The 15,387-nt window shown below is 67.7% G+C and carries 10 protein-coding genes; 1 reads left to right on the top strand and 9 read right to left on the bottom strand.

All coding sequences use genetic code 11. The annotated features are described in order from the left end of the window. Window positions 1-19: 19 nt before the first annotated feature. The 4 genes from H3O04_RS09500 to glnA form a co-directional block, all read right to left on the bottom strand. Window positions 20-2,128 carry a prolyl oligopeptidase family serine peptidase gene (locus tag H3O04_RS09500; RefSeq protein ID WP_023477458.1) on the bottom strand — a complete coding sequence of 703 codons (2,109 nt, stop codon included), beginning with the start codon at window positions 2,126-2,128 and terminating at the stop codon, window positions 20-22. 87 nt (window positions 2,129-2,215) lie between these two features. Beyond that, a complete protein-coding gene (gene ntrC, locus H3O04_RS09495) occupies window positions 2,216-3,727 on the bottom strand; it encodes a nitrogen regulation protein NR(I) (protein WP_023477459.1) in 1,512 nt (503 codons plus the stop codon). 37 nt (window positions 3,728-3,764) lie between these two features. After that, complete coding sequence (gene glnL, locus H3O04_RS09490; protein WP_006478366.1) at window positions 3,765-4,907, bottom strand: nitrogen regulation protein NR(II); 1,143 nt, start codon at window positions 4,905-4,907, stop codon at window positions 3,765-3,767. A gap of 161 nt (window positions 4,908-5,068) precedes the next feature. Beyond that, entirely contained in the window at window positions 5,069-6,484 is a 1,416-nt protein-coding gene (gene glnA, locus H3O04_RS09485) for a type I glutamate--ammonia ligase (RefSeq protein WP_011549441.1), read from the bottom strand. Between the two features lie 407 nt (window positions 6,485-6,891). Here glnA and H3O04_RS09480 point away from each other — a divergent pair, with 407 nt between their 5' ends. After that, window positions 6,892-7,356 (top strand): rhodanese-like domain-containing protein, encoded by a 465-nt coding sequence (locus H3O04_RS09480; RefSeq protein ID WP_006478364.1) that lies wholly within the window; start codon window positions 6,892-6,894, stop codon window positions 7,354-7,356. A 116-nt stretch (window positions 7,357-7,472) separates the two neighbouring features. Here the strand turns inward: H3O04_RS09480 and H3O04_RS09475 are convergent, their stop codons facing one another. From H3O04_RS09475 to hrpA, 5 genes are all read right to left on the bottom strand, one after another. Further along, the gene (locus tag H3O04_RS09475) at window positions 7,473-8,288 is read right to left on the bottom strand and encodes a competence/damage-inducible protein A (RefSeq protein WP_202587564.1); all 816 of its coding nucleotides are present in this window, start codon (window positions 8,286-8,288) and stop codon (window positions 7,473-7,475) included. After that, window positions 8,285-9,112, bottom strand: coding sequence for an EI24 domain-containing protein (locus tag H3O04_RS09470; protein WP_006478362.1), 828 nt, complete (start codon window positions 9,110-9,112; stop codon window positions 8,285-8,287). Before H3O04_RS09470 ends, H3O04_RS09475 begins: the two co-directional genes overlap by 4 nt. Before the next feature lie 125 nt (window positions 9,113-9,237). Continuing rightward, complete coding sequence (locus tag H3O04_RS09465; protein ID WP_023477463.1) at window positions 9,238-10,212, bottom strand: sterol desaturase family protein; 975 nt, start codon at window positions 10,210-10,212, stop codon at window positions 9,238-9,240. Between the two features lie 16 nt (window positions 10,213-10,228). Beyond that, entirely contained in the window at window positions 10,229-11,218 is a 990-nt protein-coding gene (locus H3O04_RS09460) for a YVTN family beta-propeller repeat protein (RefSeq protein WP_006478360.1), read from the bottom strand. Between the two features lie 180 nt (window positions 11,219-11,398). After that, window positions 11,399-15,387, bottom strand: a 3,989-nt coding sequence (gene hrpA, locus H3O04_RS09455) for an ATP-dependent RNA helicase HrpA (protein ID WP_272929880.1), incomplete at its 5' end; no start/stop codon positions are given.

The raw sequence follows: 15,387 nt of genomic DNA, 5'->3' as shown, positions 1-15,387 counted from the left end.
AGGGCCTGTTCACGCGCGATCAGCGCCGCGCGGGCGCCGGCCCGAGATGGGCCCACAGGAAGCCGAATTCGGCCGCATCGGCTTCCGCGCGTTCGAGATCGTCGGCGCTGCCGTGGCCGCCGTCGGTGTTCTCCCAGTACCACACCCGTTCGTGACCGAGCGCCTGCATGCGCGCGGCCAGCTTGCGTGCATGCGCGGGATGCACGCGGTCGTCGCGGGTCGACGTCGTCAGCAGCAACGGCGGATACACGACACCTTCGCGCACGCGGTGATAGGGCGAATACGCTGCCAGCGCCGCGCCTTCGCGCGGATCGTCCGGATCGCCGTATTCGTCGAGCCATGCGGCGCCCGCGTGCAGCTTCGGATAGCGCTGCATGTCGAGCAGCGGCACGCGGCACAGCACCGCGCCGAACAGCTCCGGCCGCTGCATCATGCACGCGGCGACCAGCAGCCCGCCGTTGCTGCCGCCCTCGATCCCCAACTGCGCGGCGCTCGTCACGCCGGTCGCAATCAGATCCTCGGCCACCGCGATGAAATCGTCGAACGAACGCTGACGGTGTTCGCGCTGCGCGTCGGTATGCCAGCGCGGTCCGAACTCGCCGCCGCCGCGGATGTGCGCGAACGCCATCACGCCGCCGCGTTCGAGCCAGCCGATGCCGAACGCATCGCTGTAGCCCGGCAGGTTCGGGATCGCAAAGCCGCCATAGCCCGACAGCAGGCACGGCCGCGCGACGCGCGTCTCGCCTTCCGGTGCGTCGAGCGCATCGCTCGGCCCGATCAGCGTGTACGGCACCACCGTGCCGTCGTGCGAACGCGCGCTCGCGCGGCGCACGACGAGGCCGGCCGCGTCGAACTGCACCGGCGGCCGGTCGAGCAGCACGCGGCGCGACGGTGCATCGTCCGCGCGGTCGGCCAGATCGGCCAGCCAGCATTCGGGCGGATCGAGATAGGTGTCGACGTCGACGTACACCTCGTCGTTCAGCGTCGATTCGACGGGCTCGACGTCGATCTGCGCGTCGCCGGGCCAGTCGAACGGCCGCGCGTCCCACGTCCACGCCCCGTCGTCGGCCTGCCGCGGCTGCCACAGCATCGTGCGGTTGTGCACGTCGTCGAGCCAGCTGGCGATCAGCGTCGTGCGCGTATGCGTCCACGTACAGGCGGACGTCGTCGGCCGCGGCGCGAACAGCGTCGTGAAATCGCGCGCGCCGGCCAGGAACGCCTCTTCGCGAATCGCGAGCAGCGAGCCGCCCGCGTGGCGCACGCCGTCGCAATCCCAGTCGAGGCGCGGCTCCAGCACGAGCCAGCCCTCCCAGAACCCGACCTCGACATGCGTCGGCACGTCGTAGCGCGCCCATTCGCCCGCGTCGGTCAACCAGTACGCGTGTGCGTCGAAGAAATCGACGCTGCGCCACGCGACGTGGCGGCGGTCGATCGGGTCGTACCACGCTCCTGCGCTGATGTCGTCCGGTTCGCCGCTGAACACGACGGGCGCGTCGGCAAGCGCCGTGCCACGCGCCCAGCGCCGCGCTTCATACGGATAGCCGGCGGCGGTCGCATGCGCTTCGCCGCGATCCCAGCTCACGTACACGGTATCGCGGTCGATCCAGCCGACCGTGTGATGGCCCGGCGCGTCGATCGTGAAACCGTCGTCGACGAAACGGCGCTCGACGAGATCGAATTCGCGCACGACGACCGCGTCGGCGCCGCCGGGCGACAGCGACAGCAGCACGCGATCGCCGTCCGGATACAGGATCGCCTCCTGCTCGAACACCCACGACTCGCCCTCTTCGGCGCCGAGCGCGTCGATGTCGAGCAGCGTTTCCCAGGCCGGCTGGCCGGCCCGCCAGTCGGCCCAGCGCGTGCGGCGCCACAGCCCCTTGGGATGGAGATCGTCCTGCCACAGGTCGTACGCCCAGTCGCGCCAGCGGGTCGGAATCACCGGGCGTTCGCGCGGCAGATACGCTTTCGCGAGACGCGCGGTCAGCGCGCGATAGGCATCGTCGTCGCGCAGCGCGGCGCGGGTGCGCGCATTCTGCTCGTCGACCCACGTGCGGGCGCGCTTGCTGTCGAGTGCTTCGAGGAAACGGAACGGGTCGGCCCCGGCGGGCCAGCGGAAGGATTCGGACATTGAGGATCGCGGAATGGCAAGCTGCATGCAAACCGCGATTATGTCCGATCGCGGCATGCGCGGGCCCGCGCATGCCGCGAATCGTGCTCAGGGTTCCAGATGGAGTTCCTGGATCTTGCGCGTGATCGTGTTGCGGCCGATGCCGAGCCGCTCCGCGGCCTCGACCTTGCGACCGCGCGTGAAGTCGAGCGCCTCGCGGATCACGGCGGCTTCGAAGCGGCGTGCGAGTTCGTCCATCACGTCGGCCGAGTTCTCGCGCAACAGCCGCGCGACTTCGGTGCGCAGCCCGTGCTCCCACAACGGGTAGCCGGCCGGCGCGCTGCCGTTCGCCGCGCTCGCGACGGGCGCGGCCGTCGGCGCTGCACCGATCGCGGCAGGCGCCGCTGCGTGACCGCCGCTGCCGTGCGCGTCCGCGCCGTCGCCCGTCGCGACGACCGGCGCACCGGCCGGCACGAGGTCGGGCGGCAGATCCTTGATCTCGACCGTCTGCGCGGGCGCCATCACGGTCAGCCAGTTCGCGAGATTCTCGAGCTGCCGCACGTTGCCGGGAAACGGCAGCGACGTCAGGTACGCGAGCGCGTCGTCGGACACGCGCTTCGGCTCGACGCCGAGATCGCGCGCGCTCTTCTGCAGGAAGTGACGCGTGAGCAGCGCGATGTCCTCGCTGCGTTCGCGCAGCGGCGGCAGACGCAGCCGGATCACGTTGAGCCGGTGATAAAGATCCTCGCGGAACAGCCCCTGCCGCACGCGCGACTCGAGATTCTGGTGCGTCGCGGCGATCACGCGCACGTTCGCGCGCAGCGGGTTGTGGCCGCCCACGCGGTAGAACTGCCCGTCCGACAGCACGCGCAACAGGCGCGTCTGCAGATCGAACGGCATGTCGCCGATTTCGTCGAGGAACAGCGTGCCGTTCTCGGCCTGCTCGAAGCGGCCCTGCCGCGTCGTCTGCGCGCCGGTGAACGCGCCGCGCTCGTGGCCGAACAGTTCGGATTCCAGCAGATCCTTCGGAATCGCCGCCGTGTTCAGCGCGATGAACGGTCCGTTCGCACGCGGGCTGTGACGGTGCAGCGCCCGCGCGACGAGCTCCTTGCCGGTGCCCGACTCGCCGGTGATCAGCACGGTCGCGGCCGAATGCGACAAGCGGCCGATCGCGCGGAACATGTCCTGCATCGCCGGCGCCTGGCCGAGCATCTCGGGCGCCTCGGCCACGCGCTCGTCCTGCGGCGCGCCGCCGCGCAGACTTTCTTCCACCGCGCGGCGGATCAGCTCGACCGCCTTGTCGACGTCGAACGGCTTCGCGAGGTATTCGAACGCGCCGCCCTGGAACGCCGCGACGGCGCTGTCGAGATCGGAGAACGCCGTCATGATGATGACGGGCAGGCCCGGCAGCCGCTCGTGCATCGCCTGCAGCAACTCGAGGCCCGAGCCGCCCGGCATCCGGATGTCGGACACGAGCACCTGCGGCGTCTCGTGGTCGAGCGCGGCCAGCGCATCGCGCACGTTCGCGAAGCTCTTCGTCGCGAAGCTGTCCCGGGCGAGTGCCTTTTCAAGCACCCAGCGGATCGATTGGTCGTCGTCTACTATCCAGATCGGCTTCATAGGTCGGTCAGGTATGGGTGAATCGCAATGCTGCCGCTCAATGGTCGAGCGGCAGCAGAATCTGAAATTCGGTACGTCCGGGCCGGCTTTCGACCTCGATCATCCCGTCGTGCTGCTGCACGAACGTCTGCGCGAGCGTGAGGCCGAGGCCGCTGCCGTCGTCGCGTCCGGACACGAGCGGATAGAAGATCCGGTCGCGGATCTCTTCCGGAATGCCGGGCCCGTTGTCGACCACGTGCAAGTCCAGTGCCAGCTTGTACAGGCGCTTCGCGATCGTGATCTTGCGCGCGATGCGCGTGCGCAGCTCGATCTTCGCGTCGCCCTGCGCGATCCGCTCGCGCAGCGCCTGCGCGGCGTTGCGCACGATGTTGAGCAGCGCCTGGATCAACTGCTCCTTGTCGCCGCGCAGGTCCGGCACGCTCACGTCGTAATCGCGCTCGATCGTGAGCCCGCGCGGAAATTCCGCGAGCATCACCGCGCGCACGCGTTCGCACACTTCATGAATGTTCACGTCGCCGACGATGTGCGGATGCCGGTGCGGCTCCAGCAACCGGTCGACGAGCGTCTGCAGGCGATCGGACTCCTTGATGATCACCTGCGTGTATTCGCGCAACTCGCCGCGCTCGCGCTCGCCCAGTTCGAATTCGAGCAGCTGGGCTGCGCCGCGAATGCCGCCGAGCGGGTTCTTGATCTCGTGCGCGAGGTTGCGGATCAGTTGCTTGTTGACCGCGGTCAGGTCGTGGATGCGCTCTTCCCGATCGGTGCGCGACTGCCGTTCGTTCTCGAACAGCTCGACGAGCACGAAATCGGGCGCGCTCTCGAGGAAGCCGACGATCGCATGCACGTGCAGCGGTTCGCGGCCGGGCCGGTCGAGCACGGTATCGAGGTGCGTCGCGTGAAAGCGTTCCTGGCCGATCGCGGTGATCGTCGACGCAAGCTCGTTCGCGTTCGGGAAAATCTCGCCCCACGGCCGCTGCGCGAGCTGCCGCCGCGAGATGTCGAGCATCGCCTCCGCGGACGGGTTCGCGAACGCGACCCGCAGCGTCTTGCGGTCGAGCACGATCACGACCGTCGGCAGCGCTTCGAGCCCCGCCAGCAGACCCGAGCGCGCGAGCCGCTCGTCGTCCGTCAGTCGTTCGGGTTGCCCCGTTTTCGCCTTGATCAGATTCTTCAGAACCATCTGCGTGCTTGTCGCGCCTCACCGGGCCAGAAAATGAAAATCGTCGGAACAAAAAAGGGACGGCCGGACGCCGTCCCCTTTCAGACTCCGCCGTTCCCGCCGCCAGCCGCGCGACGGGAACGAACCGGCATGACGGCGCTGAATCGAAGCGCCATCGCCGATTAGAGCGAGTAGTACATCTCGAACTCGATCGGGTGCGTCGTCATGCGGAACTTCGCCAGCTCCTGCTCCTTCAGCGCGAGGTACGCGTCGAGCATGCTGTCCGTGAACACGCCGCCACGGGTCAGGAACTCGCGATCCTTGTCGAGCGCTTCCAGTGCCTGGTCGAGGCCTGCGCAGACGGTCGGGATCTTTGCATCCTCTTCCGGCGGCAGGTCGTACAGGTTCTTGTCGGCTGCTTCGCCCGGATGGATCTTGTTCTGGATCCCGTCGAGGCCGGCCATCATCAGCGCCGAGAACAACAGGTACGGGTTCGCCATCGGGTCCGGGAAGCGCGTTTCGATACGGCGGCCCTTCGGGTTCGACACGTGCGGAATGCGGATCGATGCCGAACGGTTGCGTGCCGAGTAGGCGAGCTTGACCGGTGCTTCGAAGTGCGGGACCAGACGCTTGTACGAGTTCGTCGTCGGGTTCGTGATCGCGTTCAGCGCACGGGCGTGCTTGATGATGCCGCCGATGTAGAACAGCGCCAGTTCCGACAGGCCGGCGTAGCCGTTGCCCGCGAACAGGTTCTGGCCGTCCTTCCAGATCGACTGGTGAACGTGCATGCCCGAACCGTTGTCGCCGACGACCGGCTTCGGCATGAACGTCGCCGTCTTGCCGTACGAGTGCGCGACGTTATGGATGATGTACTTCGACCATTGCGTCCAGTCGGCGCGCTGAACCAGCGTCGAGAACTTCGTGCCGATTTCGTTCTGGCCCTGGCCCGCCACTTCGTGGTGGTGCACTTCGACCGGGATGCCGAGCTGTTCGAGCAGCAGGCACATTTCCGAACGCATGTCCTGGAACGTGTCGACCGGCGCGACCGGGAAGTAGCCGCCCTTCGTGCCCGGACGGTGGCCGGTGTTGCCGCCTTCGAATTCCTTGCCGGCCGACCACGGTGCTTCTTCCGAGTTGATCTTCACGAAGCAGCCCGACATGTCCGTGTTCCACTGGACCGAGTCGAAAATGAAGAATTCCGGTTCCGGACCGAAGTACGCCGTGTCGCCGATACCCGTGCTCTTCAGGTAGGCTTCCGCGCGCTTCGCGAGCGAACGCGGGTCGCGCTCGTAGCCCTTGCCGTCGGCCGGCTCGACCACGTCGCAGGTCAGCACGAGGGTCGACTCTTCGTAGAACGGGTCGACGAAGGCAGCGGTCGGGTCCGGCATGAGCAGCATGTCCGACGCCTCGATGCCCTTCCAGCCCGCGATCGACGAACCGTCGAATGCATGGCCGCTTTCGAACTTGTCTTCGTCAAACGCCGAAACCGGCACCGACACGTGCTGTTCCTTGCCGCGCGTATCCGTGAAGCGGAAATCGACAAACTTGACGTCCTCGTCCTTCACGAGCTGCATGACGTCGGCGACGGTTTTACTCATAACCTCTTCTCCTGATTGAACAATTCCGGCGGACTGGGAAACCGCCTCGTTTATCGAGCTGATCGGGGTCTTGCTTTGGCGCAGCGCGCCCCGATTCGACCGAATTCTATATAGCAGCTTCCGTGCCACCTTCATGCAGGATCGGCGCGAATCGCGTCAGGGCTCGCCACGACAGGGCTGCGCTGCGCGATTCCGGGGCTTTACCCGCCATCGGTTCCACCCCGAAAGCACCGACGTGGTGCAACCATCGAGCCCCGTCGCTTCGAGCGAGTTATTTTGGTGCATTCACGCCATTCTGCACTCTTTTGGTGAGCGCGTGTACGGCCCATGCACCGTGTCGCAGGCGGACGTCCGTGCCGCGACGTCGCGCTAGAATGATCGTTTGACCGATACGGAGACTCCCTGCCATGAGTACGCTGGACCAGCTTTACGCGAAGGCCGACGAACGCCGCGCACAAGGCGCGCTCAACTATGCCGGCGCGCTGCTGCCGGTCGAAGCATTCGAACTGCTGCAGCTCGACCCGTCGGCGCGCCTGGTCGACGTGCGCACCCGCGCCGAGCTCGACTGGATCGGCCGCCCGCTCGTCGGCGACGGCCAGTACCTGCACCTCGAATGGACGCGTTACCCGGGCGGCGTGCCGAACGCCGAATTCGTCAACGAACTGAAGGCGGCCCTCCCGGCCGATACGCCCATCCTGTTCCTGTGCCGCAGCGCCGCGCGCTCGAAGCTCGCCGCGGTCGCGTCCGCGCAGGCCGGCTTCACGAAGGCGTTCGACCTGCTCGAAGGCTTCGAAGGCGCGAAGGACGCCGAAGGCCACCGCAAGACGGTCGACGGCTGGTGCTTCCGCAAACTGCCGTGGATCGGCGCCTGAGCGCGCGCCGCTCACGCCGGCTGCGACGACCTCATCGTCGAGCCGGGCGATGACATGCCGATGACGGGCCGCGTTGCGCGGCCCGTTGCTTTTGACAAGGCGGCGTGGCAGGCCGCTCAGGCGCGCGGCGTATCGGGCTCGACGACGTCGCCGCCGAGCAGGTGCACGCCTTCGCGCAGCTTCACGAACGCGGCCGCGACCGCTTCCGGCTCGCCCTTCACGCCGAGATCGATGTGACGGCGCGCATAGATGCCCCCGCGCTCCGCGTCGCCGACGCTCGGCAGGCTGAACACGCGCACGCCGGGGAAATCGCGCTCGATCTTCTCCATCAACGGCGTGAGCGTCGATTCCGGCAGCTCGAACACATACAGCGAGCGCTCGGCATGCGGCGTCGCGTGATGCAGCTGCGCGTACTTCGTATCGAGCACCCATTCGATCATCGGCCACGCCATCACCGGGAAGCCCGGCACGAAATGCAGATCGCCGACCGAGAAGCCGGGAATCCGGTTGTAGCCGTTCGGGATGATCGTCGCGCCCGCCGGGAACACGCCCATGTTGAAGCGATGCTGGTTCTCCGGGGAATCGAAATCGACCGGCGCGGCCGGATCGGTATGCGTTTCGCGAATGCGCTCCGAAATCAACGCCTTCGCCTCCGGATGCAGCTCGAGCGGCACGCCGAGCGCGGCGGCCGCGCACTGGCGCGTATGGTCGTCCGGCGTCGCGCCGATCCCGCCCGTCGAGAACACGATGTCGCCCGACGCGATCGCGCGTGCGAGCGTCGCGGTGATGCGCGCCGGATCGTCGCCGACGTATTCGGCCCAGTCGAGCGCGAGGCCGCGCGCGCCGAGCAGCTCGATGACCTTCGCCAGATGCTTGTCCTGCCGGCGGCCCGAAAGGATTTCGTCGCCGATGATGATGATGCCGATGCTCATGCCTGCCCCATGTCGATTGCGGTGGCGCGCGCACTCGCGCGCAGGTCCTCCAGCGCGCGCAGGCAGTAGTGCCCGAACCACAGCGCCGAGAAGACGAGGATGAAAGCGTAAACCCAGATCATGGCGGCCGCGACGAACGGAAACAGCACCATCATCCAGACCGACGAGACCCACACGAAGGTCGGCACGGTGCCGAGCAGCCCGGTCGCGACGCCGATGCCGATCAGCGGCCAGCGGTGCCGGCGCACCAGCGCGCGGCGCTCGTCGCGGCTCGCGTGCAGCGCGAGCGCGTCGTAGGTCATCACGCGGTACGTGAGCCAGCCCCAGATCACCGGCGGCAGCAGCGCGAAGAACGGCGGAATCAGCCACAGCGGGATCGTGACGACGAGCAGCACGACGCCGACGATCGCCGCGCCGAGCGAATTGACCACGCTGCCGAAGAAGGTGCCGCCCCGCTTCGCTTCGAGTGCCGCGAACTGGCGATTCGACAGGTGCTTGATCACGACCGGCATCGAGATCGTCGCGATCAGCAGCAGCACGGTCAGCACGATCAGCGGGATCGCGAGCGACACGACCACGAACGGCGCGACGACCGCATGCAGTTGCGACATGCCGATCGCGTCGAATGCGCGGTACAGCATGGCCGTCAGCACGAAGCCGTCGAGCGCGCCGCGCGCGAGGTCCAGCAGCGTCTGCCACGAGAACCACAGCACGGCGCCCCACAGCAGCGCCGACACGACGAACGGCATCAGGGTGAGCCACAGCATGCGCGGGTGCAGCGCGCTGGCGAGCGCCCGGACGAAGGAACGCAGCAAGTCGTTCATGCGAGCCTATGGAATCTGGATTGACGGAGAAAAACGGGGAAAGGATAAACCACGCGGCCCGCATGCGCCAAAGCGCATGCGGGCCGCGTGGAAGGGTCGTTCAACGGGAGAACGGCCGGAGGGGATCAGGCCGACGCCGCGCCGCGCTTGGCGGGGAACAGGCGCCGGAAGATCCGCACGAACGCCAGGCCGTGCTGCGACCAGAAGCCGTCGCCATAGGACACGCCCTCGACCTGCTCGCGGATGCCGGTCGGCTCGACCGTGCGGCTCCACGACGCGGTGCCGAACATCATGTCCCACCACGGGAACAGCACGCCGAAGTTGCAGCCGTACTTGGTGCCTTCGTGGCCGTAGCCGACCGCATGGTGGCGGCGGTGGAAGATCGGGCTGACGAGCAGGCGCTCGCCGAGCCAGCCGAACGACAGCCGCGCATTCGTATGCTGGATGCTCTGCACGAAGTTCGTGACCGCGGTGAGCACGACGAACTGCGACGGCGTCACGCCGATCACGAGCGCGATCGCCGCGAAGAAGCACGACTGCAGCACGTCGTCGAGCAGGTGGTTGCGGTCGTCGCACCACAGCGACATCTGGCGCTGGCTGTGATGGACCGCGTGCAGCTCCCACCAGACGCCGAACTTGTGTTGCCAGCGGTGATACCAGTAGCCGGCGAAATCGAGCACGACGAGGTAGATCGCGAACGCGACGATCGGCTGCGAGGTCACGCCCGGCCACAGATAGTCGAGGTTGACGTTCGCGACACCGTGCAGGCGCAGCCACGCCTGGAAGTTGTCGAACACCGGCTGCAGCGCGAAGAAGAAGAACAGCGTGTAGATGCCGAGCTTCGAGATCGCCGTGTAGATCACGTCGACCCGCACCGCGCGGCGGTTCTTCCAGCGCTCGACCGGCAGCAGCGCCTCGAGCGGGCGCAGCAGCGCGAACATCAGCACCATCTGCAGCGCGCCGATGATCACCCAGTACAGCGCGTCGTAGGTGTCCTCGTCATAGTCCATCAGGTTGAACTTGAAGAGGAGCGGCTGCACGACGTCGACGTACAGCCAGGTCTGGATGTCCGACACGAACGCATCGATCAGGTGCAGCATCGTTCGCCTCCGCCCGTCACGCGCCGTTCGCCGCTCTCCACGGCGCGCGGTCGTAGAAGTAGATGCCGTGCGGCGAGCGGCCGACGGCGATCGTCTGCACCAGCTTGCGCGAGGCCAGGTCGATGATCCCGACCTTCTTCGCGAAACGGAACGTCACCCACAGCGTCTTCTTGTCGGCGGACAGCTCCATGTCGTCGGGGCCCGGCAACAGGCCCGTGATGTCGCCGACGTTGGTGAGCGTGTTCTCGTCGATGATGCTGATCGTGTTCGCGACGCGGTTCGTCACCGCGACGTGCGTGCCGTCGGCGAGCGAGCGGAAGTTGTGCGCGCCCTTGCCCGTGTAGATCTGCTTGACGACCTTCTGGTTGCGCCAGTCGACGACCGCGACGTAATCCGCGCCGGTCATCCCGACGAGCAGGAACTTGTCGTCCGGCGTGAGCCACAGGCCGGCCGGCACCTTGCCGACCTTCATCTTCCATTTGACCGTCTGCGTCGGCAGGTCGATCGCCGCGATCTCGCCGGACACCTGCAGCGACACGAGCAGCGTCTTGCTGTCCTTCGTGAACGCGAGGTGGCTCGGCATCACCGCGAGCGGCACGCGCTTCACGAGCTTCAGATCGCGGCCGTCGTAGCCGTAGATGTCGACGCGGTCGAGCCGCAGGCCGGCCGCCGCGAACCACTTGCGATCGGGCGAGAAACCGAGCTGGTAAGGATCGTCGATCCCTTCGACGGTGCGCTGCAGCTTGCCCGTCTTCGGATCGAGGAACATCAGGCTGTTCGAGACCGAATTTGCGACGATCAGCGACGCGTTGTCGGGCGTCGCCATCAAATGGTGCGGTTCCTTGCCGGTCGGCATCGTGGAAACGACTTCGCGGGTCTGCTGGTCGATCAGGGAAAGCGTCGCTTCGGCCGAATTGAGGACGATCACGTTATTCGCGTGGGCGGCGGGCGCCAGGACGGCGGCGGCCAGCGCGAGCGTGCGGCCGAGGGAAAGGAAAGTGCGCATGAAGACTCACGTCGTGGAACAGCAGTCATTGTAGAACGTTCGGCGGGCCCCGCCGGTTGACCCAGGCCGGCATTGCGCCGCTTCGACGCACGCCCCGCCTGCCGGACGAGCCGCCGCGGCAGGCGCCGTGCGGCCGACCGGGGCCGGCCGCCGAGGCCGGCCCGGCCCATCGAAGTTGCGCTAGCGCTGCATCGACTCCCAGACCTTGTGCAGACGCTTGACAGAGACCGGCATCGGCGTGCGCAGTTCCTGCGCGAACAGCGAAATTCGCAGTTCCTCGAGCAGCCAGCGGAATTCCGCGAGCCGCGCATCGGCGACGCCGCCGCGCTGCGACACCGCGCGCTGGTACTGCTGGGCGAGCGGCAGCAGGTCGGCCGACTGCTTCGCGTCGCGCGCCGGATCGGCCTTCAGCTTGTCGATCCGCAGCGCGATGCCCTTCAGGTAGCGCGGGAAGTGCGCAAGCTGCGCGTAAGGCGTGTCGATCACGAAACGCTTGCCGACCAGCGCGCCCAGTTGCTGCTGCAGATCCGCATGGGCCTGCGCGAACGGCTTCGCCTGCGCGAGCTTCTTCACGAGGCCCGCGTATTCGGCCAGGATCTGCCCGACGAGCCGCGCGATTTCCTGCGCGAGCAGGTTCAGGCGGCTGCGGCCCTCGTCGCGGCGCGCGTGGAAGCTCGCGTCGTCGTCGGGCAGCGGGTCCTGCAGGCACGCGCGGTCGAGCGCCGTATCGATCAGCTGGTCGCGCAGCTCGTCCTGCGTGCCGAGCGACATGTACTGCATCGCCATCTCGCGCAGGCCCGGCAGGTTCTTTTCGAGGAACTTGATCGGCTCCTTCAGCTGCAGCGCGAACAGCCGCCGCAAGCCGGCCCGGTGGATGCGCGCGGCCTCCTCCGGCGAATCGAACACCTCGACGTCGCAATGCGTGCCGCGGTCGACGAGCGCCGGATAGCCGTACAGCGTCTGGCCGCGCCGGCGGATTTCCAGCAGCTCGGGCAGCTTGCCGAAATTCCACGTCGTCAGGTTCTCGTACAGCGCGGTCGCGCCGGTTTCCGCCGCGGTGGCCGTCTGCGGCGCCGCGCCCTTGCCCGGCTTGCCGCCCTTCGCCGCCGAACCCGGCGCGGCAGCGGGCGCCGGCGTATCGCCTGCGTCGCCCGCGCCGGCATCGGCGCCGCCGGTCGCGATCGTCGACGCCGCCGCGATCTTCTGGAACTGCTGCTGCGCCTGCGCGCCCAGTTCCTGGCGAAGCTGCGCGAGATTGCGCCCCATCGCGAGCTGGCGGCCGTGCTCGTCGATCACCTTGAAGTTCATGAACAGGTGCGCGGGCAACGTCTCGAGCTTGAAGTCGGCCGTTTTCATCGCGACCTGCGTCTCGCCGCGCACGTCGGCGATCAGCGCCTCGACGAGCCCGCCCGCACCGAAGCGCTCGCGGCCCATCCGCTCGACGAAGCCGGCCGCGTACTCGGGCAGCGGCACGCAGTGCCGGCGCAGCTTCTGCGGCAGCGACTTCAGGAGCAACTGCACCTTTTCCTTCAGCATCCCCGGCACGAGCCACTCGCAACGGCGCGCGTCGACCTGGTTCAGCGCGAAGAGCGGCACCGCGAGCGTCACGCCGTCGCGCGGCGTGCCCGGCTCGAAGTGATACGTGAGCGCCATCTCGACGCCGGCCATCGTCGCGCGCTTCGGAAACAGGTCGGTCGTGACGCCGGCCGCCTCGTGGCGCATCAGGTCGTCGCGCGACAGGTACAGCAGCCGCTGCTTGTCCTCCGCCTGGCCGCCCTTCTTCACCTCGTCGCGATACCAGCGCTCGAACGCGGCGCCCGTGTGGATGCCTTCGGGAATCGCCTGGTCGTAGTACGCGTAGATCAGTTCGTCGTCGACCAGCACGTCCTGGCGGCGCGACTTGTGTTCGAGCTGCTCGATGTCGGCGAGCAGCTTGCGGTTGTGCGCGAAGAACGGCAGCTTCGTGTCGAATTCGCCTTCGACCAGCGCACCACGGATGAACAGCTCGCGGGCGCGCGCCGGGTCCTGCTTGCCGAACGCGACGCGCCGCCGGTGGTAGATCGGCAGCCCGTACAGCGTCGCGCGCTCGAATGCGCTGACCTGCGCCGGACGCTTTTCCCAGTGCGGCTCCGACAACGATTTCTTCAACAGGTGCGCGCCGATCTTCTCGACCCACTCAGGCTCGATCTTCGCGAGGCAGCGCGCGTACAGCCGGCTCGTCTCGACCAGTTCGGCCGCCATCACCCAGCGGCCGGCCTTCTTCGCGAGCGCGGAGCCCGGCCACAGGTAGAACTTGATGCCACGCGCGCCGAGGTAATGCGGATCGTCGTCGGCCTTCATCCCGAGGTTGCCGAGCAGGCCCGTCAGCAGGGCCAGATGAATCTGTTCGTAGGTGGCCTCGACTTCGTTGAGTCGCCAGCCGTGCTCGCGCACGACCGTCAGCAGCTGTGAATGGACGTCGCGCCATTCGCGCAGCCGCAGGTGCGACAGGAAGTTCTGCCGGCATGCGTCGATCAGTTGGCGATTCGATTTCTTGTGCGCGACGGCCTCTTCGAACCACGCCCAGATCTTCAGCCACTGCAGGAATTCGGAGCGCTCGTCGGCGAACCGGCGGTGCGCCTGGTCGGCCTGCTCCTGCGCCTCGATCGGGCGGTCGCGCGGGTCCTGCACGGACAACGCGCTCGCGATGATCAGCACCTCGCGCAGCGATTGCTGGTCGCGCGCGGCGAGAATCATCCGGCCGACGCGCGGATCGAGCGGCAGCCGCGCCAACTCGCGGCCGAGCGGCGTCAGCGCGTTGTCGTCGTCGACCGCGCCGAGTTCGTTGAGCAACTGGTAGCCGTCCGCGATCGCGCGGCCGGGCGGCGGTTCGAGGAACGGGAACGATTCGATCGCCGTCAGGTGCAGCGATTTCATCCGCAGAATCACCGACGCGAGCGACGAGCGCAGGATTTCCGGGTCGGTGAAGCGTGCGCGCGCCTGGTAGTCGCTTTCCTCGTACAAGCGGATGCAGACGCCATCGGCCACGCGGCCGCAGCGGCCCGCACGCTGGTTCGCGGCCGCCTGCGAGATCGACTCGACCTGCAGTTGCTCGACCTTGTTTCGGTACGAATAGCGCTTCACGCGCGCGAGGCCGGTGTCGACCACGTAGCGGATGCCCGGCACCGTCAGCGAGGTTTCGGCCACGTTGGTCGCGAGCACGATCCGGCGCGCGTTCGACGCCTTGAACACCTTGTCCTGGTCGGCCGCCGACAGCCGCGCGAACAGCGGCAGGATCTCGGTGTGCGGCGGATGGTGCTTGCGCAGCGCCTCGGCCGCCTCGCGGATCTCGCGCTCGCCGGGCAGGAACACCAGCACGTCGCCGGGGCCTTCGCGGCACAGCTCGTCGACCGCGTCGACGATCGCGTCCATCAGGTCGCGCTCGGCCTCGCGCGCGGTCTTCACGCGATCGCGGCCGCCGGTGCCTTCGGCGTTCTTCACCGCCGGGCGATCCTCGGCCACCGGGCGGTAGCGCATCTCGACCGGATACAGCCGCCCGCTCACCTCGATCACGGGCGCCGGACGTTCGTCGGTGCCGAAATGGCGCGCGAAACGGTCGGCGTCGATCGTCGCGGACGTGACGATCAGTTTCAGGTCCGGCCGCCGCGGCAGGATTTCCTTCAGGTAGCCGAGCAGGAAGTCGATGTTCAGGCTGCGCTCGTGCGCCTCGTCGATGATCAGCGTGTCGTACGCCTTCAGCAGCGGATCGGTCTGCGTCTCGGCGAGCAGGATGCCGTCCGTCATCAGCTTGACGGACGCGCCCGGCGCGAGGTTGTCGGTGAAGCGCACCTTGTAGCCGACCACCTCGCCGAACGGCGTGCCGAGTTCCTCGGCGATGCGGCGGCCGGTCGACGATGCGGCCAGGCGTCGCGGCTGCGTATGGCCGATCAGGCCCGTGCCGCCGGCGCCGAGGCCGCGGCCGAGATCGAGACAGATCTTCGGCAACTGCGTGGTCTTGCCCGAGCCGGTTTCGCCGCAGACGATGACAACCTGATGACCGGCGATCGCGCGCGCGATTTCGTCGCGCTTGCCCGACACGGGCAGGCTTTCGGGGTACGTGATCGGCGGGACGGGATTCGGTGCCACCGCGGCACGCGGCGCACGTTCGCGGCGCGGGGCGCGGTGGCACC

It is taken from the genome of Burkholderia sp. KCJ3K979 (genome assembly GCF_016759955.1).
GTDB lineage: Bacteria > Pseudomonadota > Gammaproteobacteria > Burkholderiales > Burkholderiaceae > Burkholderia > Burkholderia orbicola.
Note: the sequence above shows the minus strand (reverse complement) of the source record. Positions and strands in the feature narration are given on the sequence as shown.

Excerpts from the sequence above, each read along its gene's own strand:
- H3O04_RS09500 (WP_023477458.1), bottom strand. The coding sequence starts at position 2,128 with ATGTCCGAATCCTTCCGCTGGCCCGCCGGGGCCGACCCGTTCCGTTTC.
- H3O04_RS09475 (WP_202587564.1), bottom strand. The coding sequence starts at position 8,288 with ATGAGCATCGGCATCATCATCATCGGCGACGAAATCCTTTCGGGCCGC.
- ntrC (WP_023477459.1), bottom strand. The coding sequence starts at position 3,727 with ATGAAGCCGATCTGGATAGTAGACGACGACCAATCGATCCGCTGGGTG.
- glnL (WP_006478366.1), bottom strand. The coding sequence starts at position 4,907 with ATGGTTCTGAAGAATCTGATCAAGGCGAAAACGGGGCAACCCGAACGA.
- H3O04_RS09480 (WP_006478364.1), top strand. The coding sequence starts at position 6,892 with ATGAGTACGCTGGACCAGCTTTACGCGAAGGCCGACGAACGCCGCGCA.
- H3O04_RS09465 (WP_023477463.1), bottom strand. The coding sequence starts at position 10,212 with ATGCTGCACCTGATCGATGCGTTCGTGTCGGACATCCAGACCTGGCTG.
- H3O04_RS09460 (WP_006478360.1), bottom strand. The coding sequence starts at position 11,218 with ATGCGCACTTTCCTTTCCCTCGGCCGCACGCTCGCGCTGGCCGCCGCC.
- glnA (WP_011549441.1), bottom strand. The coding sequence starts at position 6,484 with ATGAGTAAAACCGTCGCCGACGTCATGCAGCTCGTGAAGGACGAGGAC.
- H3O04_RS09470 (WP_006478362.1), bottom strand. The coding sequence starts at position 9,112 with ATGAACGACTTGCTGCGTTCCTTCGTCCGGGCGCTCGCCAGCGCGCTG.